A 19,894-nucleotide genomic window follows, 5' to 3' on the forward strand; every position below is an offset into this window, starting at 1 on the left:
TGTTACCTCCTTTTAATGAATAAAAAGAATCTTGGTGGTGAAGGTTTTTTCACCCGACTGGTCGTTTCCGAACACCAGGTACACCCCGGTGCTGACCCGCTTGCCATTCAGGTTTTTCCCGTTCCAAATGGCTTGTCCGCCCAGCGAAGTGGTTTGATAAATCAAGTTCCCGCTGATGTCGGTGATTTTCACGTCCGTATCAGTAATCAAACCGGTAATGACAATGTCGCCATCGTAGTCCTGCCGAACCGGATTGGGAAAAGCATACACGTCCGAGTATTCATTGGCCCCGGCAATGGCTTCGCCCCGGTAGGAAATGATGCCCCCGGGTGTTCCTATAAACACTTCGCCCGATTTTTCATTGATGGCGATCGTCTGGATGGTGTTGGATAGTAATGGACTGTTGGCCTCGTTAAAACTTTTCAACTCTTTCTGTCCATCTTCGGAAACCAGAAAAATGCCCGAGTTCTTTGTCCCCAGCCATTTCCGGTTGGCACCATCCACCGCGATTGCGGTCACGGTTTCCCCTCTCAGCAGCGGATGATAAATTCCATCATTCAGATCCAACCCAGGCTGCGAGGCGTAAAATGGGCTTTGCTCCCAAATGGATTCCGGATCGAAATAAACAGCCACGCCCTGCGATGTCCCCACCCAAATCACGCCATCGTGATCAATCGCAATGGAATACACGTCATTCATTCTGAAAAATTCCTCCCGATCGCCACTGTTGAAATAGGCAATTAGCGGCAAATGTTTTTCATCGGAACCATCCGCCTTACGGACGTACAAATCGCGTCCGCGTGGCAGGACAATCCATTGGTCGTCGTTCTCCGTCATCACCATTTCTCCTACGTCGATTCCGCCAAGATCTCCGAGTGGAAATGACTCCCAGTTTCCATCAGTTTTTAAAACCGAAAGCGGCTCACCAACCAGGGAATTGGTCATCCACAGGTTGTTTTTCGAGTCGAAGGCGAGTCCGCCAATGCGCACATAGTTGGGATTGGCATCTCCCGGCAAAGCGGTTTGCAACGAGCTGTTGAATTGCGTGTATCGGTTGATAATTTCGTTCCCCCGAAGCTCCACAAGGCCGCCTCCCCACGATCCAAAATAAACATGATCCGGGTCGGTGGGATCAATGGCCGCGGTCACCAAATCATGAAAATCACTCAAGCCGGTATGCGTTCGTTGGTTAAAAACATGCCAGTTTCCGTTGCGATACACATGGGCTTGCGGGTGGTTGAAAACATTGTTCCAGGCATCTGTGCGTCCGCCCGAGGTCATCCAAATATCGCCTTTGCTGGCATGCAGCGAAAAAACGCGGTTGTCAACCGGCCCGTTGGGAACAGCAAGCTCAAAGCTGTTGCCCGAATTTTTGACCAATCCGTAACGGGCATCGGCAATCCAAAGCTGCCCGGCTTCGTCGCAAGCGGCGTCCTGAATGTTGATACCTGAAATGGTACTTCCTGAAAAGGAATAGCTGCTGACCTGTTCGATTAAGTTGCCATTGGTGTCGTAAGCTTGAAGTTGATCGCCTTGGGCAACCAGCAGCTGGTTGTTGCACGCCCGGAGTTTGGTGACGGTACTGATCGACGGTAGGTATCGTTCCCAGCCATTCCCGTTGTTTCGGTACAATTCCTGCTGATCATTCACTTCATCAGCATAGCAGGCAACCACATGGCCATTGAAAAACTCGAGCTGACTAAAGCGGCCATCGGCATGCGGAATGGTCTCAATTTTCGCCCAGTTGTTAAAATCCTGCAAATTTGCCGAGTTGATGTCGGCCATGAAAATGCCGTCGGCAGTTGCAGCATACAAATAGGTTCCGTCAAAAGTCATGTCCAACACCACAACCGGCGATCCGTCCGGGCCAATGTAATAGGTATCCTTGATCTCCCGCTTTTCGAGATTGACCGCCACAATACCAAATCCGCACGACAAGTAGGCTGTTTGCCCGACCACCAGGATGTTGTATATGTTTTTGTCACCCTGAATTTGCTTGCGTTTGATGTCGGAAAGATTGAAAATCTCCCGCTCACCAATCAGGTCGAGGTTGCTGCTTTGGTAGGCAACCAACACCACACCGGCATCGGCTCCATAACCCAGCACCCGAGGCTGAATATCCGACAAACCATTGATCTGATTTAACTTTCGCAGGCTGTTGTCGGAGCGCGAGTAGGTAAACAGGCCACCGCTCGTCAGGCAATAGATTTTGCTTTTGGCTTCAATCACTTGCTGTGCCGAGGCGTAGGACAAATGATCCGTCCACTGTCCAACGCCAACCTGACCCGTTAACCCAAGCGAAAAGCACATGAAAAAAGCGAATACCAAGCCGCGTATCATAAGCTTAAGTTCAACGATTTCAAATAGCGAACCAGCTTTTCAACCGCCCGTCCGCGATGGCTCAACTGGTTCTTTTGTTCTGAATTCATTTCAGCAAAAGACTGCGTGGTGCCTTCGGCCTGAAAAATGGGATCGTACCCGAAGCCTTCTGCTCCGCGCTTTTTGTGCAAGATCTCACCATCAACAAAACCTTCAAACTGGTTTTCCTTTCCATCAATCACCAGCGAAATAACGGTTCTAAAGCGGGCTTTGCGGTTGCTTATCTCAGTCATTTTTTTCAGCACCTTGGCCATGTTGGCTTCGGCGCTTTTCTCCTCGCCGGCATAGCGCGCCGAATAGACGCCCGGCTCGCCATTGAGTGCGTCAATTTCCAAGCCGGTATCATCGGCAAAACAGTTGTAGCTGTACTTTTCAAAAATGAAGAAGGCCTTTTCCGCGGCATTTCCTTCCAGCGTATCCTGGTTTTCGGGTACTTCTTCATCACAGCCAATGTCATTCAGACTGAGTAAATGAATTTCGTCGCCCAGCAGTTGCTGAAGTTCGCGGAGTTTATGGGGGTTGTTGGTTGCAAAAACAAGTTCCATGAATCGTAATTTATTTTGATTGAAGGTTGATTCGAGCTGAATTTGATCATGCTCCAATCGCCTTGTGTTTTATTTCTTTTTACTTTTAACGAAGTCAAATTTACAAAAACCTTCCAATGACCAATACAGAAATCATCGATCTGATCTGCGAGGATTTAAAAACGGTTGCCAATGTACGGCACAAAACCTTGGGTGTGCCCACTTTTAAGACCAACTTGACGTGGCTGGGAGTGAATGCGGCACAACTGCGGAAAGCAGTAAACAACTGGACTGACATTCTGCACGACCTGACCGTTGCGCGATGGGTTGATCTGGCCATCGCACTTAGCCAGGCGGGAATCTTCGAATGTCAAATCTTTGCTTACGAATTGCTTTGGAAGAACAAAAAGCTGCTGAAGGCGCTGAATGAAGGACAAATTTTAGCCTTAGGGCGCGGCTTGGATAACTGGGCTTCGACCGACACTTATTCGACGATGATTGCCGGCTGGCACTGGCGGGAAGGTACGCTGTCGGATCAACAAATTCTGGCCTGGCTGAAAAGTAATAACCGCTGGATGAGGCGTGTAGCAGTCGTTTGCACTGTTCCGCTCAACTTGCGTTCGAAAGGTGGTACCGGTGATGCAGAACGAACCATCATGATTTGTGAGCAGGTGGTTGACGACCGCGACGATATGGTGGTCAAGGCGCTTTCGTGGGCACTACGCGAACTGTCTAAATCAGACAGTCATGCCGTGGCGAAGTTTATAAAAAAGCATGGCGATCGCCTGCACGCACGGGTTCGTCGCGAGGTGACCACCAAACTCGAAACCGGCAGAAAAAATGGCTAGGCGATTGGGTTAAGGGCAGGAGAAGAGGCTATGTAAAAACAGCAAAGGGGTGCTCAAATCAATGAACACCCCTTTCCATATACTGTTTGAATGATTTATTCCGCAGCTTCACCGGGAACAGGAACCGTGGCATTGTCAACAATACCCACTTCACCCATAATGTAAGTGTCAGGACCCAGTTTCATATCTGAGTTCATCATTTCATCAAAGGTCACTTCCTTGCCGGTATAAGCCGAAACACGGCCCATAATCGCACACATGTTGGTGATGGCGATTTGCTCGGCTTCGTTCACCGGAATGTTTTCGCGAATACAAGTCACCAAGTCAATGTGCTCCTGTACGTACGGACTGATTTCGCGTACACCGCTTTCCTCGGTTGGATAAGCATAGGCAAAAAGCTCGGCTCCGTTGGCATCCCAAATCTTGTTTTGACAGTTCGACGATCCGTTGCTGCCCATCACGAATTCAGAAACATTGTTGGCACAACCATTAATCTGGCGGCACATGCTGTGGGTATGCATGCCATCGTCGTAGGTGAAGTCGATGCTGAAATTGTCGTACTGGTCGCCGGTTACACGACGCTGGCGTGAGCCAAAACCAACCGCTTTGGTGGGGTGCTTGCCCGAGAACCAGTTAATTACGTCGATGTTGTGAATGTGCTGCTCCACAATGTGGTCGCCCGACAGCCACAGCCAGTTTACCCAGTCGCGGATCATAAATTCCATCTCCGTCCAGTCAGCATTGGGGTTACGGTGCCACAGTTTCGACTGGTTCCAGTAGCAGTTGGCGCTTACGATGTCGCCAATGGCTCCGTTGGCAATTTGCTTGTACACTTCAATGTAATCGCGCTGGTGACGACGCTGGGTGCCACCCACAATCTTCAACCCAAGCGATTCGGCCTTTTTGGCTGTTGCCATCACCGAACGGATGCCAACCGGATCAACGGCCACCGGTTTTTCCATAAACACGTGCTTGCGGGCTTGTACCGCTGCGGCAAAATGCTCGGGACGGAAATGCGGAGGCGTAGCTAGAATGACCACGTCAACACCCGAGTCAATTACTTTTTCGAAGGCATCAAATCCAACGAAAATATTTTCATCGGCCACTTCATTGTTGGCCTGGTTTTTCAGTTTGTTACGGCAATCGTCAATCCGGTCTTGGAACACATCGCCCAGGGCATGGATGGTCAGGTTGGGACCAGCATTTAAAAAGTCGAGGGCAGCGCCCGAACCGCGGCCGCCACAGCCAATTAACCCAGCTTTCAGCGGAGCGCCGTCCGGAGCTTGATCCAACAATGGTGGCAGGTTCAATTCAACTGTTTTTTTCTTTTCAGCACACGAAACCAATGCGTTGGCTCCAATTACGCCCACGGCACCTATGGCTGCGGCGTTTGTTAAAAATCTACGTCTTGAGAAATTTGATTTTTCGGTCATGATCTTATTGATTTAGTTATGATTTCCTGTATTCTCATCAAATTCACAAACCACCCGGAAGCCAACCATGGTTGCATCAGAATACCACCAAATACTTTTAGGCATTTGCGGGTCGGTTTTCATCCAGGCCTCCGTTTTGGTATAATCACGGTCAGCGGAGCGAACCTCTTCGGCGGCACTTTTAAATGAGCCGCCGCGAACCACATATTCTGTTCCGCTGACTGGCCCTTTCGGATCTTTTACGCCATCCGTCAACAAGCTGTATGCGTCGGGTGCGTACCAATCCTGACAAAATTCGGCTACGTTGCCCAGCATGTTCTTCAAGCCGAACGGATTCGGGCGTACGGCCGATGGCGGCTGCGTCTTTGCCATGCTGTTTTCATCATAAACCACATAGGAATTGATATTGGTTGTGTCGGCTCCAAACAGTTTATTCCACAGCTTGGTTTTGGAAAAGTCTTTTGGGTCGCCTTCGAAAAAGTACGGTGTTTCGGTGCCGGCGCGGCAAGCATATTCCCATTCAGCTTCGGTGGGCAGGCGATAAGTTTTTCCGGTCACTTTCGACAGCCATTCGCAATACACCTGTGCGGCTTTGTGGCGCATGGTAATGGCCGGACGATCGCCCAGTCCCCAGTTTTGATCGGGTTGTCCATAAGGCGGAGTTGGGCCCGTAATGGCATCTACATCATCCTCAGTGCGCGAGCCTTCGGTATCGGTACTTCTTCCTTCGGCGCCGGTTTGGCTGTAAAATGCCAGGTACTCATTCCAGCTTACTTCCACTTTACCCATAAAAAACGGGCTGATTTGCACTTCTTTTTGGGGACCTTCATCTTCGTCCCGGTACGGTTCATCGGCCGGGCTTCCAATTTTGAAAGTTCCTCCGGGGATGGCTACCATCTCAAAATCAACCGGTGTCGCCGGAATTTTTTCTGTAAAATCTTCGTGTTTGTCAACCGGAGTGGGTTCTTCATATATTTTAATATTGGCTTGCATTTCCTTTCCAAAACCAATATTGCTTTCGTGTTTGGCGTTTGGATCGAAATGTCCGACATGCAGGTGGCAGTTGATGCAGCGCAATTCCTCCTGGTTTTGTGAGTAATACAGGTGGGCATCCTGACCTTCTTTGGTCAATTGAAGTGGAAATAGGTTGGCATGGCATTTCACACATGAAGCTTCGTAGGTAAAATGCTGGGCTTGCTCCACCGTCGATTTGGCTTCCCAATTGAAACTTTCATGATCTTTAAACAGGTAGCCATAAATATCGATGGCCGAAGCACGAATCTTTGCTGGCAGATAACCTTCGCCTTTGGGTGGCAAGTGGCAATCCACGCAGTTAACCTGTATCCCGTGTTTATTATCGTAATGCGTTGAGAGTTTCCAGGATTCCGTGACGTGTGGATGAATGTGGCATGCCTCGCATGATTCGTTTGTCGAGGTGTATTCAACCGTTTTGTTAAAGGCAATCAGAAATAGAATTCCGAAGGCAAATCCAATAAAAAGTACGAAGAGAATCTTTTCTTGGAAGAATTTTCGAAGCTTTCCAGCCATTGTCGCAATCGTTTAGTTGGTTTGTAAATTGAGTAGCATGCTGACAAATTTAGCAAAAACATGTTCTAAAAATACGATTAGACTAAAAAATTGAAACAATAAAGGCTGCCGGGAAGCAACCTTTTTGGGAAGAAGGGAAAGCGAGAAAGGGAAGAGCGGAAAATAATCCCGTTAAAACGCGCCGTGTGTTGAGAAATTTAAAGGGCTTATTTTCTTTCTTTTAATGTCGTATGCGTTGTCAATCGTTTATTTTTTCTGAAATAAAATTACAAGCTAATTCCGGGATACGAATCACCTTAAAATGATCATGCTGTTAACCCATTATGAAATATAGTTTTGGGATATGATCTGATCATTAACTAAAGATTCATCATTTTGCCGTATCTTTTTCTGAAAATTGTGAATTCATGTCTGAAAAGTTCACGTATCTGCACGCCTTTCTCGAGTTGTTTTACCCGCGCCTTTGTTTGGTGTGCGGACAAAAGCTGATTTCGAGCGAAAAGTATATTTGTTTGAAGTGCCTGTTGCACTTGCCACGAACAAATTATCATGAAACAGCCGGAAATCCGATGGAGCAGCTGTTTTACGGAAGGGTACAAGTGGAACGGGCTACGGCTTATTTCGATTTCAAAAAAGGCAGTTCGTACCAAAAAATTCTACATTACCTAAAATACCGGGGAATGAAAGAGTTGGGCGAGTACCTGGGTGCGCAGTTTGCTTTGGAGATTCGGGATTCTGAACTGTTACAATCCATCGATTTGATTTGCCCGGTGCCGCTTCATCCCAAAAAAGAACGCAAACGCGGGTACAACCAAAGCTACCATTTGGCAAAAGGCTTGTCTGAAAAATCGGGTATCCCGATTGACAACCACTCGCTTGTTCGGAAACAGTTTTCGAGCACCCAAACCAGAAAAACACGCTGGGAACGCTGGGAAAATGTGGAGTCGATTTTTGAATTGACCCATCCCGAAGCTTTTGACGGGAAACACATCCTGCTGATTGACGACGTGGTGACTACCGGAGCCACGCTTGAAGCCTGTGCCGCCACCATTCAGAAGCGCTGCCAGGCCCGGATCAGTGTTCTCACTTTGGCCATTGCCTGAGCCACATGGAGAATTTGGCCTCAATCATGTACAACCGCGCCATTGTATACCGTCGAACCCCGCGCAACTTCCATGACCGCAAAGAAGCCCAGCGCCCCGTTGCTGATATTACCGGGAATGTTGGCCGGAGGTCCGCTAAAAAGTGGTGCCTTGGGCCCGGTTTCAATGTTTACCCCAACAATGAAGTCGTGGTAAGCTTTTGTTATTCCCGCCATTTCCAAAGTAATCGTATCGCCTTCCTCAACAATTTCGTCTTTCTCTTCATCGAAGTACTGCACGTAGGCCCCGGTAATTTCATTTCCGTTGAAAAAGCGATCGTCCACCACCCGGTAATTGTGAATGGAATCGGTATAAAGCACGCCGTTTCGATAGATTTTAAACAGATAGTAATCTTCGGTTTCCGAAGGATCCTGGCTAAAAACACCAACTTCCCAGCCGTCCCAACTGGCATTGTACACCACGCCGACTCCGTGAACCGGTGCCGTTGCCCTCATTTCTGTTTCGGCATAATACGTTTCCGCCTCCCCGTCCGCGTTGATGTCAACACCGGCAATATCGAGCCGGTAGCTGCGACCAACAACACCGCTATAATCATTGGGGGTTAGATACACCCCGGGGCGCTCGGGGTCTTCCGAAAGGACAATAGATTCAACCCCATCAAAAAGGGTCAGTTGTGCATCGGAAACCATTTGAGGTGGCTGGTTATAAAAATAAGGAGCTGATTTACTCAGGCTGACCGCATGAGCCATCGTGTCGCTGGTAATTTCGCCAAAGACAACCAGTCGGGGCTCGCCGGCTTCATCCAGTTCAAAATCCACCCGCTCGGTGCAGGAGAATAGCAGGGTTCCAATTAGTAGGTAGAAAAGAATATGCTTGCGTTTCATCTGATTTAAAATTTGAAGTTATAGGTTACTGCCGGAATAATGGGGAAGAGGTAGGTTTTTTCCGCGTAGGTTTCCGTTGGATTTTCGGTATCCTGAACGAAATTCAAAGCCCAGGTATTTTTACGGCTGTAGGCATTGTAGATGGAGAACACCCACTCGCCGCTCCAGGCCCGGTTTCTCTTATTCCGTCCCTGCAAGGTCAGGGCCAGGTCTAGCCGGTGATAGTCGTCGTAGCGGGCGCCATTGCGCTCGGAATAATAGGGCAGGACCGTACCATTGATTTCGTAACGCTGAACCGGCAGGGTGACCGGCTGCCCGGTGGAATAAATCCAGTTGGCCGACAGTGATACCCGCCGGTTTAACCGGTAATTCAGCACGGTACTGATGTCATGTGTCTTATCAAAAGGGGCGACATAGGTTTTGCCGTTGTTGATTTCGGGAATGGTACGTTCGGTGCGCGACAAGGTATACCCCAGCCAGCCGGTCAGGTTGCCTTCGGTTTTCTTGAGCAGGAACTCGGCCCCGTAAGCTCTTGAATCGCCCACCCTCAATTCGCCTTCCAGGTATTTATTCAGGAGCAGGTCGGCGTGGTCAGCAAAGTCGATCGTGTTTTGCATGTCTTTGTAGTACACCTCCACCGAGGCCTGGTACCAGTCGTTCTGGAAATTCCGGAACACGCCCAGGGCAAATTGGTCGGCAAGCTGTGGCTTGATATTGGGGCTGGCTGGAAACCAAATATCGAGCGGACTGCCGGCCGCCGAGTTGGAGGCCTGCTGAATGGTTTGCTGCGAGCGGTTGTAGTTAAACTTGATTGACCAGTCGGGGGCAACCAGGTAGTTGATACCAAATCGCGGCTCCACGCCCCAGTAGTTCTGATACACCTCGCCCGAAGCATAAGTGGTGGAATCAACCACGGCATAGTTGTCATCGTAGTCGTACACCGTTCCCTTGCCAATATTCTGAAAAAGCGAGACGCGGACCCCATATTTCATGACCAGCTTGTCACCCAGCTGATGTTGGTGCGAAAGGTAGCCGGCATGCTCCAAGGCGTAATTTTTGCCAACCAGGTATTCGCCAAAAAAGGATTGGTCGCCAACGCCCATGGCCATACCGGGATTGAAGGCATGGTGAAAGCTTTGCAGTCCAAACTTCAACGAATGCTCCGGAGTGATGTAATAACCAAAATCGGCTTTTAGTCCCAAATCTTCCAGGTCAGACTCCCAGATCCACGAATCGGGCTCGTCTTCCGGTGTTCCCAGCTCATAGTCGTAGCGACTCCACACGGCGGTCAGGTTCATAAACAGCTTTTGGTTGAAAATGTGGTTCCAGCGGGCGGTCAGTGTTTTATTGCCAAAGCCTATCTGGAAGAATTCGCTTCTCATCACATCGCGCCCCAGGTAAGCGCTTACAAACAAACGGTTGTTTTCGTTGAAGCGGTGCGAAAGCTTTAGGCTGGCGTCGTAGAAATACAGGCGGCTGTCTTTCACCTCTTCCTCCGATGCCAGGGGCATGAATAAATCCATGTAAGTGCGCCTTCCCGACAACAGCAAAGTGGTCTGGTCCTCCTTCAGCGGGCCTTCCAGGGTCAGCCTGCTCGAAATGGTTCCAATGCCACCTGTTCCTTCAAACTTTTTGGCGTTGCCGTCCTTCATTCGCACATCCAGCAGCGAAGCCAGGCGTCCGCCGTACTGCGCCGGTACATCGCCCTTATAGAGTTTAAGGTCTTTGATCGCATCGTTGTTAAATACCGAAAAGAAGCCCATGAGGTGGGAGGCGTTGTACACGGTGGCTTCGTCCAACAAGATCAGGTTTTGATCGGGACTGCCGCCGCGAACGCTGAAGCCAGAGCCACCTTCGGCTGTGGAGTGAACGCCCGGCAACAGCTGGATGGCCTTAATCAAATCCACCTCACCCATCAGTGCCGGAATCGACTTAATGGTTTTGGTCTGCAACTTTTCGACCCCCATTTCCACTTGGGTGATGTTTTGGTCTTTCCGTTCTCCAAGAACCTGAATTTCCTCCAACTCCTCCGATTCGGGCATCAGTCCGATTTCCAGGCGCTGGCTTTTGCTCAGATCCATTTCTTTTTCAAAATCGTGATAACCAATGTAGCTTGACACCAGGGTGTAAGTGCCGGCGGGGACGGCAATGGAATAAAAACCATAGCTGTTGCTGACGGTTCCCACACCGAGTTCTTTGACGAGCAAGGTGGCTCCGATCAAACTTTCGCCGCTTTCGGCATCGCTAATGTGCCCACTGATGATTTTGCGGGCGGTTTTTTCATCGTGATCAGGGAGGGCAAACAAAGATCCGGCTGTGCAAATGGACACAGCCAGTATAAAAAAATTTCTGAACATGGTTTAAAGACGTTTCAATTGTTTCGTAACTGTTTTCTGGCTAATCAATAAGACTCACTTGGTATCAAAACGTTGCAATTTTTTTGTGAAAAAACAATTAAAATTCACAAAAAGCTGGTAGCCAGCTGTTAAGTACTACCCCGTTTAGCGACCCAGTCGGTAGTAAAGGCTGGTACTGATGACTTTATTGTATTGATCGTCCCACCAATACCAATAGATTTCGCCGGGCAAATCGCGGGTAGCTAAGAAAGAATAAGCCAGCCGAAGGTCGAATTTCAGCCGGTCGGTCAGCTCAATGCGGGTACCCAGCAAGGCTTGGTAGTCGAATTCGTTAAATGGGCGGATGTCTTCTGGTGGAAACGGCCCATGGTTGTCCCACTCGCCGCTGTGCATGAGGTAGCCCACCGAAAGCCCGGCCAGAAACGAAATGGCCCGACTGGTTCGGAATCCCAAATAGACCGGCACATCCATATAGCCCAGCCGCATGATGTATTTTTCCTGGTCGCCTGTTTCGGTATCCGGATTTTTGCGGCTGCCCTTCTGACTGTATTTAATTTCTCCTCCGGCATAAATCACGCGCGACAAGTCGGTTTGCACATATCCGCCAAGCAGCACGCCCGGTTTGTGGTAGCCGTGGGTAAAGTCGCCATCGACCTGCGAGGCATTGAAGCCTGCCAAAATTCCGCCTTCGAAGCGCTGCGACTGGGCTGCAAAAGCGGACAAGGCCATCAATATCAGGAGTAAGATCCGTTTCACCTTAGCACAGTTTCTTTAGTTTTTCTTTCAGAATGGCGACACCCCGCCCGGCTTTTTCTTCAATAAAAGTCACTTTCCGCAGATAGACTGGCGGACGCTCGGGATCGACTACAAATAAGGGCACATCGTCGCGGGTGTAATGCAGCAGCCCGGCGGCGGGATAAACATTGAGCGAGGTGCCGACCACGACAAAGATATCGGCCTGCTCCACCAGGGGCACGGCCTCTTCCATGGCGGGCACCATTTCGCCAAACCAAACAATGTGCGGACGAAGCTGGTAGCCTTTTTCACACCGATCGCCAAATTTCAGTTCCCAGCCCTCCAAGTCATAAACCAACTCTTCGTATTTGGTACTGCGCACTTTTTTCAGCTCGCCATGCAAGTGCAGCACTTTTGAGCTGCCGGCCCGCTCGTGCAGGTCATCCACATTTTGGGTGATGATTTGCACGTCGAAATCGTTTTCCAGTTCAGCCAGCCCCAGGTGACCGGCGTTGGGTTCGCATTCGTACAACTGCTTGCGGCGGTCGTTGTAAAATTTCATCACCAGCTCCGGGTTGCGTTCCCAGGCTTCGGGCGTGGCTACTTCGGTAATGTCGTATTCTTCCCACAAACCACCCATATCACGAAAGGTGCGGATGCCGCTTTCCTGGCTGATGCCGGCCCCGGTTAAAACCACCAGTTTTTTCTTCATGATTGTTGATTTTGGTTTTAAAGATAGGGTGAAATGGCTTGTTTTGCAATTTAAATGAAGCCGCGGCAGACGGATCTGGTTCAGGTTGCGGAATTAGCCCGAAACCTGCACCTTGAAACCGGCTTGCTCCACGCGTGCGGCAATGGCGTTCAGTTCTTCCAACGTGATTTTCTGCAATCCTTCGGCCGGGGTGTCGCGCTCAATGGTATAAATCATCACCTGCCCCGGCTGGATGATTTTTAGCGCTTCCAGCCAGGCGGTCAGCTCTTTTTCGGTGGTGTTGTCGACCACTTGCCCTTTATGCGTTCCTCGAACAAACAGGGTTTGAATGATGGCCCGGTGCCCGAAGCGTTTCAGTTGTCCGATGGTTTCCTGCAGGTTGAAACGGCCAACGGGGCAATCGAGCAGTTGCACCGTTTCTTCGATGGCCGAATCTAATTTCAGGATATTATCTTCGATTTTAAGCAGGGCTTGAAACACGCTTTCGCGGTGAATCATGCTTGAATTGGACAATACGGCGATGCGGCAGTTGGGGGCAAATTCGTCGCGCAGGGCCAGGGTGTCGTCAATGATTTCGGCAAACTGGGGGTGAAGGGTGGGCTCGCCGTTTCCCGCGAAGGTAATCACATCGGGTAGTTGGCCGTTTTCCTGCATGGCCTTTAGCTTGCTCCGCAGCTTATCGGCTACCGTTTCGCGTGGCGGAAGCTCGGCCTTCTTTTCCCGCTTTTTGGGGTTCCAGCCACATTCGCAGTAAATGCAGTCGAACGAACACAGTTTGCTGTCGGTTGGCAGCAGGTTAACTCCCAGCGAAACACCCAGCCGGCGGCTATTGACCGGCCCAAAAATAATCTCATCGAACAGAAAGGTTGCCATGCGTCATTTTTCAGCAAAAGTAAGGATTAAATGAAAGAATTAGCCATGGACAGCAGACTTCTGATTTTCAATGCGTCAATCAGATCAGCATTTTCAGGTGGCTGTTTTCGGTTAACCGGAGTTTTTGGTAGTCCATGCCCGAGATGAGCATGAGGCCCGGTCGTTTGCCTTTTTCGATGCTGCCCAGCTCCTTGTCGAGCGAAATGGATTTGGCCGAGTCGAGCGTGAAGATACGGATCAGTTGCTCGAGGCTGATGTTTTGATTGTCCATTTGAATGGCTTTTAACCAACCCAGCAGGTCTTTTTCGGTGTTGAGGCGCTCGGGACAAAGCGACTCGAAGGGGCGGAGTGCGGGAAATTTCCGGTAGAACCTTGCCGGTTCAAATTCGTGGTAAACATTGACAAAGGCCGGACAAATGATGCCATTGTGAAATTCGAGCCCGGCTTCTTCGCGAAATGGGCCCGTTGGTTTAATGATGTCCAAAATCAAGCCGCTTGAATCGACCTGGACTGTTCCTTTGGCAATGGGTTTTTCGTTGCCCGGAAAGAGGAAGTGAGCGGCAAACTTTCTCATTTTTCGGGTTGAATGTTGACTTCTTTTTTTTCATTCGCCTCTTCCTGAAGCATGTTTAGCCGATCGACAACCTGCTGATAAATACGCTCATATACTTTAGGCAAACTCGAATAATACACGACCGACTGGGCAAAAACTGAATCGGCCACGCCATGCTTTTCCAACACCGAATAGTACAGGTCCTTGGATTCAAGTTTGGCGATTTCCTTATCAAAACGATATTGGTTGGCGTACGCTTCGTTGAGGTGCATATCATAAAGCATGTCAACCATTTGCTTTTCCTTGATTAAGTTGTCGGGCTTTGGAAATCCCTTCTTCTCTTTGCACGAAAACGAGGCAACAGCAAGTAAAATCAGTAAAAAGTAGTGGGTTGTTCTTTTCATTTCAACAAAACAATTCGTTCACAAAGTTAGGATTCCATCCCATTAAATGATCAGCTAACTTCAGAAAAAGATCGAAAATTCGAAAAGAGCGGACCCTTTAGATGGTTATGCCCACATCTTTGGAGCTTATCGGGGCTACCAATAGCACACGACAATTCCCCCAACCATCACCACCGCACTTGCCACATTGACATAAACCGCCAGGCAAAAGTCGCGGGTAGTAATCTCCTTTTCATGATGGCCGATATACGGTTTGTCCACCAGCTTGCCATGATAAACGTTTGGGCCGCCAAAGCGGCATTTGAGGATGCCGGCCAGGGCAGCTTCGGGATAGCCGGCATTGGGGCTGGCGTGCTGATGGCCGTATTGAAAGACATGCCGGATGCCGCTCCAACTGAGGGTGACCAAGACCATCAACAGGGCGGTGAGGCGCGCCGGGACCAGGTTGAGCAGGTCGTCGAGCCGGGCGGCCAGCCAGCCAAAGTGCTGGTAGCGTTCGTTTTTATAGCCAATCATCGAGTCGAGGGTGCTGGCCATTTTAAAGGCAAACAGCAAGGGGACACCTCCCAAGGCATAGTAGAAGAGCGGGGCAATCACCCCATCGCTGAGGTTTTCGGCCATGGTCTCCAACACGGCCGTGCGGATTTGCTGTCCATTCAAACTCGACGTATCCCGTCCCACAATGTAGCTCAACTGACGGCGGGCAGCTTCCAGCCCATCGTTGTTCAACGCCCGGATCACCAGCCATGATTCGTAGATGAGGCTTCGATTGGCCAGCCCGTAAAATACACCAACAGAAGCAGCAATCAGGTAAATTCTTGGAAACGATTCCAGCTTGCGAAACAGCAAGAACAACAGCAGCCAGCTCATTCCAACCAAAAAGGCAGCAGTTGTTGCGCCTTTGAACTTGCGGTAGTTCCCGTGGTTCAAGTGCTTTTCAAACCAGGCAATCAGCCAGCCAAACAGACGAATGGGATGTGGCAGCCAGCGCGGATCGCCTAACAGGCCGTCGAGCGCAAAACCGATGAGCAGGGGAATCAGGTACGTGTGGTCCATCAATAATAGCGATAATTTTGGTTACGAGTCATCCTGAACTTGTTTCAGGATCTCTATTGATAGCTGACAGATCCCAATCCGGCAATTGCCGGACGGGATGACGTTTACCGCGCTTGCTTGTTTTCATTCAAAACTGAATACACCGAGTCCATATCCAGACATTCATTTCTTATTTGATTGAAGTTTCACCCGCAGGTTTCAGCTGAATGCTTGTTTCAGCTTTCTTTTCGCCATTAACGATCAGCTCAAGCCGGTGCTTGCCTGGAAAGTGTTTCCGCGTGGTACGTTCCAAAAAGCTGTGTTTGAAAACAATGGTGTGTTTCCCTGGCTTCCATGCTTTTTCGCTGATCTGGAAAACTTTTGGTGAAGTTTTGCCATTTGCCTTCACAAAATAAACCAGGTACTCCAACCTGATTTTTTTGCTTTGCTTTTCATTCACGTCCAGTTGAAAACTCAGTTGGATTTGGTCCCCGATGAATGCGGATTCAACCTCAGCCTCAAAAAGCGGGATATTGACATGTTCGGGGTCGCCAAAACCGAACAGCAACATCGCCCTTTTGTTGCCCGATTTCAGCAAAGTCCGGCAAGCATGTTTGATGATCCAGTCGGTGTTGGCCGATTTTCCCTGCCAGCTTTCGCACAAGCCAAGCACCAACTCCGGGTGATCTTTCGAGATATCGTTCAGGTTGTTGGCCACACTTTTCCGGACATATTCCGACGGGTCGTTTTTCAGTTTTTCCAGGATTGGGATAATGGGCGACGGATCTTTTTTGAATTTCTTCAACGCCATTGCCCAAGGCAAGCGCGGGCGGCAGCCTTCGCTTGCCAAGCGCCGGACGTGTTCATTTTTGTGGCCGGCCCATAGCAACATTTGTTGCATGCCCCGTTGAGGTTCCTGGTCAAGGAACGGGCGGATGGCATATTCGGAACTGCAACTTTTGGTAAATTCCTCCAGCGCCTGCATGGAAAGCTCCCAATGCCCTTGCCCGTAGAGCTCAACATAGTCGGCAAACGACATAACAATCAAACCCTTCACTTTCGGACTGGCCTTGATCATGATGGCAATGGCATCGTGGTAGTTTTCAGGAAGCCACTGTTTCAGGCACAAAGCGATGTGCCTCATGCGCTGTTTTAGTTCGAGTTGTTCCCATGAATCCGAAAAAACAGATCGCAGGAATTCTTCAACCAAAAAATCAGGGTAAACCGTTTTTAACGATTCAGCTATTTCCCTGACAATTTCGGGAGCGTACAAGGTGTCTTTCAATTTATCCATTTCGTTCTTTTTTATTAGGACTTATACTTGTGCGACAGCTTCAACATGATCTTTCACCGTCTAAGACTGAATACACCTGGTCCATATCCACACATGCGCGCACATGGTCGGCCAGTTTGTTGTACTGTTCTTCCTTGAAAGCGTTGTAGTCGAAGTGGGCTACTTCGGCTTGCAGCTGGTTGGCTTTCAGTATTTCTTCAACGACGGCGCGATTATCCAGAATGCCATGCAGGTAGGTTCCCCACAATTTGGGCGACACCAGGCAGCCATCAGCCGAACCATCTTCAAGCGTGCAGAGCGGGGTTCCTCCAAGCAGGCGGGTTTGCCCCATGTGGATTTCGTAGCCCGTGCCGTAGGCTTTCTGCTGCTGAAAGCGAAACCGGGTTTGCACGGTGCGCTTTTCCTTGCTCAGGGTGGTGACAACCGGCAACAAGCCAAGTCCCGGCATCATTTCCAGGTCGCCCTCCACCTGATCCGGATCGCGGATTTCTTCACCCAAAATCTGGTAGCCCCCGCAAATGCCGTAAACCCCTTTGCCGGCTTCAGCAGCTTGGATGATGGCCTTGGCCAGACCTCGTTCACGCAAATAAATCAAGTCCGAAATGGTATTTTTCGAACCGGGAATCAGCACCACATCGGCTTTGGCGATTTCTGTTGGATTGGCTGAATAATACAGGTTAACTTCCGGCATACGTTCCAGCATGTTGAAGTCGGTGAAGTTGCTCATGTACCGGAGCAAAACCACCGCCACATTGATTTTGCTGGTATCGGTACTGCCCCGCTTGTAGTCAATCACTACGCTGTCTTCCTCTTCAATATGAATATCGCGGAAGTAAGGGATCACGCCAATGACCGGGATTCCCGTCAATTCTTCCAGCATCCGGCGCCCATCGTCAAACAAACTAATATCGCCCCGGAACTTGTTGATCAGGATGCCTTTGATCAGTTTTCGTTCCGCTTCGGGCAGCAACTTGATGGTGCCGTAAACGCTGCCAAACACCCCGCCGCGGTCAATGTCGGCAATCAGGATGGTGGGCGAGCCGGTTTCCAAAGCCACCCGCATGTTGGTGATGTCTTTGTCCCACAGATTCACTTCCGAGATGCTTCCGGCGCCTTCCATCACAATGGGGTTGTACCGCGAATCCAACGAGCGCCAGGCTTTCATCGCCTCGGCAAACAAAAACTCACGATCGGTTTTCAGGAAATAGTCGCGGGCCGATTGGTCGCCGATGGGCTTGCCGTTCAACACCAATTGGGCTTTCTGGTCGCTGGTTGGTTTTAGCAGAATGGGGTTCATGGCGCTCAGGCAGGGAATGCCGCAGGCTTCGGCCTGCACGGCCTGCGCGCGGCCCAGCTCCAAACCTTCGGCGCTGGCGTACGAGTTCAGCGACATGTTTTGCGCTTTGAAAGGGGCAGGGTGGTAGCCGTCCTGCTTGAAGATGCGGCAAAAGGCGGCATTGATCACCGACTTGCCCACGTCGGAGCCGGTGCCGACAAACAGGATGGGTTTGAGTCGCTTTTTCTGATTCATTTGATTTCAAATTGATAAACACCGCCATATTCAGGCGAAAAAGTGGTAAAAACTTCATCCATCGTTTGTTTTTCCAGGATGGATTTGATGAGGCGAATGACCCCGGCATGGGTCACCACCGCAATTTGCTGACAGGATAAATCATCCAAATGCATAATAAAACTCAACACACGGGCATGTAATTCGGGTAGCGACTCTCCGCCAGTACATGGTGCTTCCAGGTAATGATCCATCCAGTACTTTCCTTCAGAAGTGGCATAGATTTGATCCCACGGCTGAAGTTCCCAATCACCGAAATTCAGCTCCTTTAACCGATGGTCAAGCACAATTTTCTCGCCGGGAAACAGATCTTCGGCCAACTGGCGGCAGCGCAGCAGCGGACTGGAAAAAACGGCGTCAAAAGACTGCCCACCGATCAGGCTCCTTGCCCGTTCCAGTTCTTCCGCATACGAATCCGCCAGCGAAACGTCGGATTGTCCGTAGCAAATGCCGGGCGGAACGGCTACGCGGGTATGGCGGATAAGGATTAGTTTCAAGATTGGGTTTTTAACAGATAAATTTAAAAAATCAGTAATGTCCGGGAAAACATTTGTGGGCTAAAGCCCCGGCTTGATGGCGCGATCACTAACCCCAGGCTTAAGCCTGGGGTTAGTGAAGCCTGTTACTCCCGGGGGCTTTAGCCCATTATTTGGAACTTTAACCGGACACCACTGAAAAAGTTCTTATTTATTGTGCTCTTTGTGTCTTTGCGGGAAATAAGTTCAGTACTTCATGATATACCCACCAAACACAAATAAAACACCACTTCGATCATTTGCTGCAAAGCGCCGAGGCAATCGCCGGTGTAGCCGCCAATTTTCCGTTCAATATATTTTTTGAACAGAAAGGTGATCAACAGCGAAAGGGGCAAAACAACGGCCATGAGTTGCCACGGCAGAAAAGCGGCTGGTGCCAATCCGAATAAAACGGCCACTACCAAATCGGAATTTTTGCCCCGTTTGCCGATGGGTTTGGTCTTGCTGAGTTCGTCTTCGCGGGAATACCAACTGGTGAAGATGATCATCACCGGCATCAGGCGGCTAAAGGCGTGCCCGGCTACCAGCACCAGTGGAATGGTGAGCGGCGGCAGGCTTTGCAAGGCCAGAAATTTGGTGCCCAGTATGCCAACCAAACCGACGGTTCCATAGGTTCCGATCCGGCTGTCTTTCATGATGGTGAAGATCTTTTCGCGGGTGTAGCCACCGCCAAATCCATCGCAGAAGTCGGCAAAACCGTCTTCGTGAAAAGCGCCGGTTGCAAAAATGGTCGCCATCATGCTCAGAAAGATAGCCACCTCAACCGGCAAGATCCAATTCAAACCATAAAACACCAAGGCGCCAATTCCGCCGATGATCCAACCGATCAGCGGAAAATAGCGGGTGGCCCGGTTCAGCCGCTCGTTGGAAAAGCCCAGCGACCGTGGCACCGGAATGCGGCTGTAAAACATGACTGCCGTTAGAAATAAGTTGAGTTGTTCTTTCATCTAAAAAAGTTTCAAGTTTCAGGTTTAGAGTTCCTAGTTGTCGACGATCTTGCAGCCGTGCTCGCCCTCACATTTTCCCTCCATATCTCACCGTCCCACACGCTCCTCCTCACACCCTCTCACTTTCTCCCCCTCTCTCCCTCAGGGTTTCAAAAAAAC

18 protein-coding genes are annotated in these 19,894 nt (G+C 49.9%); 2 read left to right on the forward strand and 16 right to left on the reverse strand.

The window, feature by feature from the left end; all coding sequences use genetic code 11:
* Positions 1-12: 12 nt before the first annotated feature.
* Positions 13-2,340 carry a type IX secretion system anionic LPS delivery protein PorZ gene (gene porZ, locus NC99_RS18175; protein ID WP_053187172.1) on the reverse strand — a complete coding sequence of 776 codons (2,328 nt, stop codon included), beginning with the start codon at positions 2,338-2,340 and terminating at the stop codon, positions 13-15.
* Positions 2,337-2,924, reverse strand: coding sequence for a non-canonical purine NTP diphosphatase (locus NC99_RS18180; protein WP_053187257.1), 588 nt, complete (start codon positions 2,922-2,924; stop codon positions 2,337-2,339). The genes porZ and NC99_RS18180 overlap by 4 nt, the downstream gene beginning before the upstream one ends.
* Before the next feature lie 116 nt (positions 2,925-3,040).
* Here NC99_RS18180 and NC99_RS18185 point away from each other — a divergent pair, with 116 nt between their 5' ends.
* Positions 3,041-3,751 (forward strand): DNA alkylation repair protein, encoded by a 711-nt coding sequence (locus tag NC99_RS18185; RefSeq protein ID WP_053187174.1) that lies wholly within the window; start codon positions 3,041-3,043, stop codon positions 3,749-3,751.
* A gap of 95 nt (positions 3,752-3,846) precedes the next feature.
* Here the strand turns inward: NC99_RS18185 and NC99_RS18190 are convergent, their stop codons facing one another.
* Together NC99_RS18190 and NC99_RS18195 are read right to left on the reverse strand one after the other, a co-directional pair.
* A complete protein-coding gene (locus NC99_RS18190) occupies positions 3,847-5,184 on the reverse strand; it encodes a Gfo/Idh/MocA family protein (protein WP_053187177.1) in 1,338 nt (445 codons plus the stop codon).
* 12 nt (positions 5,185-5,196) lie between these two features.
* Positions 5,197-6,732, reverse strand: a complete 1,536-nt coding sequence (locus tag NC99_RS18195) for an SUMF1/EgtB/PvdO family nonheme iron enzyme (RefSeq protein WP_053187180.1) — start codon at positions 6,730-6,732, stop codon at positions 5,197-5,199.
* A gap of 407 nt (positions 6,733-7,139) precedes the next feature.
* Between NC99_RS18195 and NC99_RS18200 the strand changes: the two genes are divergently transcribed.
* Entirely contained in the window at positions 7,140-7,835 is a 696-nt protein-coding gene (locus NC99_RS18200) for a ComF family protein (RefSeq protein WP_053187183.1), read from the forward strand.
* A gap of 20 nt (positions 7,836-7,855) precedes the next feature.
* Here the strand turns inward: NC99_RS18200 and NC99_RS18205 are convergent, their stop codons facing one another.
* The 12 genes from NC99_RS18205 to NC99_RS18260 form a co-directional block, all read right to left on the reverse strand.
* Positions 7,856-8,719: a DUF4249 domain-containing protein gene (locus NC99_RS18205; RefSeq protein WP_053187187.1), complete on the reverse strand. Its 864-nt coding sequence runs from the start codon at positions 8,717-8,719 to the stop codon at positions 7,856-7,858.
* Between the two features lie 5 nt (positions 8,720-8,724).
* Complete coding sequence (locus tag NC99_RS18210) at positions 8,725-11,076, reverse strand: TonB-dependent receptor (protein ID WP_053187190.1); 2,352 nt, start codon at positions 11,074-11,076, stop codon at positions 8,725-8,727.
* 144 nt (positions 11,077-11,220) lie between these two features.
* A complete protein-coding gene (locus NC99_RS18215) occupies positions 11,221-11,832 on the reverse strand; it encodes a porin family protein (RefSeq protein ID WP_157625060.1) in 612 nt (203 codons plus the stop codon).
* Between the two features lies 1 nt (position 11,833).
* The gene (locus NC99_RS18220; RefSeq protein WP_053187196.1) at positions 11,834-12,523 is read right to left on the reverse strand and encodes an SIR2 family NAD-dependent protein deacylase; all 690 of its coding nucleotides are present in this window, start codon (positions 12,521-12,523) and stop codon (positions 11,834-11,836) included.
* Between the two features lie 93 nt (positions 12,524-12,616).
* Entirely contained in the window at positions 12,617-13,396 is a 780-nt protein-coding gene (locus tag NC99_RS18225; RefSeq protein ID WP_053187200.1) for a radical SAM protein, read from the reverse strand.
* Positions 13,397-13,475: 79 nt separating this feature from the next.
* Complete coding sequence (locus tag NC99_RS18230; protein WP_053187203.1) at positions 13,476-13,970, reverse strand: amidohydrolase family protein; 495 nt, start codon at positions 13,968-13,970, stop codon at positions 13,476-13,478.
* Positions 13,967-14,353 (reverse strand): DUF4296 domain-containing protein, encoded by a 387-nt coding sequence (locus tag NC99_RS18235; RefSeq protein WP_053187206.1) that lies wholly within the window; start codon positions 14,351-14,353, stop codon positions 13,967-13,969. Before NC99_RS18235 ends, NC99_RS18230 begins: the two co-directional genes overlap by 4 nt.
* 135 nt (positions 14,354-14,488) lie before the next feature.
* Entirely contained in the window at positions 14,489-15,409 is a 921-nt protein-coding gene (gene cbiB / locus NC99_RS18240; protein WP_053187209.1) for an adenosylcobinamide-phosphate synthase CbiB, read from the reverse strand.
* A gap of 169 nt (positions 15,410-15,578) precedes the next feature.
* Complete coding sequence (locus NC99_RS18245) at positions 15,579-16,682, reverse strand: DNA alkylation repair protein (protein ID WP_053187212.1); 1,104 nt, start codon at positions 16,680-16,682, stop codon at positions 15,579-15,581.
* A 40-nt stretch (positions 16,683-16,722) separates the two neighbouring features.
* Positions 16,723-18,213, reverse strand: a complete 1,491-nt coding sequence (locus tag NC99_RS18250; RefSeq protein ID WP_053187214.1) for a cobyric acid synthase — start codon at positions 18,211-18,213, stop codon at positions 16,723-16,725.
* Positions 18,210-18,749 (reverse strand): alpha-ribazole phosphatase family protein, encoded by a 540-nt coding sequence (gene cobC, locus NC99_RS18255; RefSeq protein WP_053187217.1) that lies wholly within the window; start codon positions 18,747-18,749, stop codon positions 18,210-18,212. The genes NC99_RS18250 and cobC overlap by 4 nt, the downstream gene beginning before the upstream one ends.
* A 233-nt stretch (positions 18,750-18,982) precedes the next feature.
* Positions 18,983-19,735: an adenosylcobinamide-GDP ribazoletransferase gene (locus NC99_RS18260; RefSeq protein ID WP_053187220.1), complete on the reverse strand. Its 753-nt coding sequence runs from the start codon at positions 19,733-19,735 to the stop codon at positions 18,983-18,985.
* Positions 19,736-19,894: the final 159 nt, after the last annotated feature.

This window comes from Sunxiuqinia dokdonensis, assembly GCF_001270965.1.
Classification (GTDB): Bacteria; Bacteroidota; Bacteroidia; order Bacteroidales; family Prolixibacteraceae; genus Sunxiuqinia; species Sunxiuqinia dokdonensis.

Bases quoted from the DNA above. Each gene is read 5' to 3' on its own strand.
- porZ (WP_053187172.1), bottom strand. From the start codon at position 2,340: ATGATACGCGGCTTGGTATTCGCTTTTTTCATGTGCTTTTCGCTTGGG.
- NC99_RS18180 (WP_053187257.1), bottom strand. From the start codon at position 2,924: ATGGAACTTGTTTTTGCAACCAACAACCCCCATAAACTCCGCGAACTT.
- NC99_RS18185 (WP_053187174.1), top strand. From the start codon at position 3,041: ATGACCAATACAGAAATCATCGATCTGATCTGCGAGGATTTAAAAACG.
- NC99_RS18190 (WP_053187177.1), bottom strand. From the start codon at position 5,184: ATGACCGAAAAATCAAATTTCTCAAGACGTAGATTTTTAACAAACGCC.
- NC99_RS18195 (WP_053187180.1), bottom strand. From the start codon at position 6,732: ATGGCTGGAAAGCTTCGAAAATTCTTCCAAGAAAAGATTCTCTTCGTA.
- NC99_RS18200 (WP_053187183.1), top strand. From the start codon at position 7,140: ATGTCTGAAAAGTTCACGTATCTGCACGCCTTTCTCGAGTTGTTTTAC.
- NC99_RS18205 (WP_053187187.1), bottom strand. From the start codon at position 8,719: ATGAAACGCAAGCATATTCTTTTCTACCTACTAATTGGAACCCTGCTA.
- NC99_RS18210 (WP_053187190.1), bottom strand. From the start codon at position 11,076: ATGTTCAGAAATTTTTTTATACTGGCTGTGTCCATTTGCACAGCCGGA.
- NC99_RS18220 (WP_053187196.1), bottom strand. From the start codon at position 12,523: ATGAAGAAAAAACTGGTGGTTTTAACCGGGGCCGGCATCAGCCAGGAA.
- NC99_RS18225 (WP_053187200.1), bottom strand. From the start codon at position 13,396: ATGGCAACCTTTCTGTTCGATGAGATTATTTTTGGGCCGGTCAATAGC.
- NC99_RS18230 (WP_053187203.1), bottom strand. From the start codon at position 13,970: ATGAGAAAGTTTGCCGCTCACTTCCTCTTTCCGGGCAACGAAAAACCC.
- NC99_RS18235 (WP_053187206.1), bottom strand. From the start codon at position 14,353: ATGAAAAGAACAACCCACTACTTTTTACTGATTTTACTTGCTGTTGCC.
- cbiB (WP_053187209.1), bottom strand. From the start codon at position 15,409: ATGGACCACACGTACCTGATTCCCCTGCTCATCGGTTTTGCGCTCGAC.
- NC99_RS18245 (WP_053187212.1), bottom strand. From the start codon at position 16,682: ATGGATAAATTGAAAGACACCTTGTACGCTCCCGAAATTGTCAGGGAA.
- NC99_RS18250 (WP_053187214.1), bottom strand. From the start codon at position 18,213: ATGAATCAGAAAAAGCGACTCAAACCCATCCTGTTTGTCGGCACCGGC.
- NC99_RS18260 (WP_053187220.1), bottom strand. From the start codon at position 19,735: ATGAAAGAACAACTCAACTTATTTCTAACGGCAGTCATGTTTTACAGC.